General features: G+C 67.8%; 1 protein-coding gene. It reads left to right on the top strand.

Translation table 11 applies throughout. The features are described 5' to 3' along the window. Window positions 1-1,361: beta-ketoacyl synthase N-terminal-like domain-containing protein (locus MSIMFI_RS27145; RefSeq protein ID WP_191500013.1), on the top strand; the 1,361-nt coding region annotated here is incomplete at both ends.

Below are 1,361 nucleotides of genomic sequence, written 5' to 3'. Positions count from 1 at the left end.
GCCCTAAGCCAGCAACAGCCGATGCTGGTCGCCAGCCCCATCTCTGCGTCGGCGTTGGCCGCCCAGGCACGCCGCAACACCTTGCCGGCGGTCCTGTCCGGGCTGACCCACACCCGCCGCCAGGCCGCGACCACCGCCAGCCCCGACACGCTGACTGCACGGCTGGCCGGTCAAACCCCCGAGCAGCAACTGCACACCCTGACCAAGCTGGTGTGCGAGGCGACCGCAGCGGTGTTGGCCCATCCCGACCCGGGCGCCCTAGATGTCCAACGACCGTTCCAAGAACTCGGCATCGACTCCCTGACCGCCCTGGAACTCCGCAACACCCTGACCGCACACACCGGCCTGACCCTGCCCGCCACCTTGACCTTCGATCACCCCAACCCCGCCGCGGTGGTGGCGTATCTGGTGACGTTGTTGGGGCAGACCACCGTGGTGACCCGTAGGGCCACCCGGGCGCCTGAACGCACCACCGAGCCGGTGGCGGTGGTCGGGATGGCGTGCCGGTTCCCGGGCGGGGTGGATTCTCCGGCCCGGTTGTGGGATCTCCTCAGCGGCGGAATTGATGCGATGGGTGGGTTCCCCACCGATCGTGGCTGGGACCTGGCGGGGCTGTTTGATCCCGATCCGGACGCGGTGGGCAAGACCTACACCCGCTACGGAGGATTTGTGGCCGATGCCGCCGGCTTCGACATCGAGTTTTTCGGGATCTCGGCGCGGGAGGCCCTCGCGATGGATCCCCAGCAGCGGGTGTTGGCCGAGGTGTGTTGGGAGGCGTTGGAAAACGCCAGGATTGATCCGGCGGGGTTGGCCGGTTCGGATACCGGGGTGTTCACCGGCGCCTGGTCACAACTGTATGGTGGCGCTGGCTCAGAGAGCGCGGAGGGTTATGCGCTGACTGGCACGGCCACCAGCGTGGTCTCGGGTCGGGTGGCGTATTTGTTGGGGTTGCAGGGTCCGGCGATCACGGTGGATACGGCGTGTTCGTCGTCGTTGGTGGCCACGCATTTGGCGTGTCAGTCGCTGCGTAATGGGGAGACCAGTCTGGCTTTGGCTGGTGGGGTGACGATTATGACGACCCCGGCGGCGTTCACGGAGTTCGCCCGTCAGCGGGGGTTGGCCCCGGATGGGCGGTGCAAGGCGTTTTCGGCTGCTGCGGATGGCACTGGGTGGGGTGAGGGCGCGGCGGTGTTGGTGCTGGGGCGGCTCGGTGATGCCCGCCGTAACGGTCATTCGGTGTTGGCGGTGATCGCGGGCTCGGCGGTCAATCAGGATGGGGCTTCGAATGGGTTGAGCGCGCCGAATGGGCCGGCGCAGCAGCGGGTGATCACCCAGGCGGTGGCCAACGCGGGGATCGGTTT

This window comes from Mycobacterium simulans (assembly GCF_900232995.1).
Lineage (GTDB): Bacteria > Actinomycetota > Actinomycetes > Mycobacteriales > Mycobacteriaceae > Mycobacterium > Mycobacterium simulans.
Note: the sequence above shows the minus strand (reverse complement) of the source record. Positions and strands in the feature narration are given on the sequence as shown.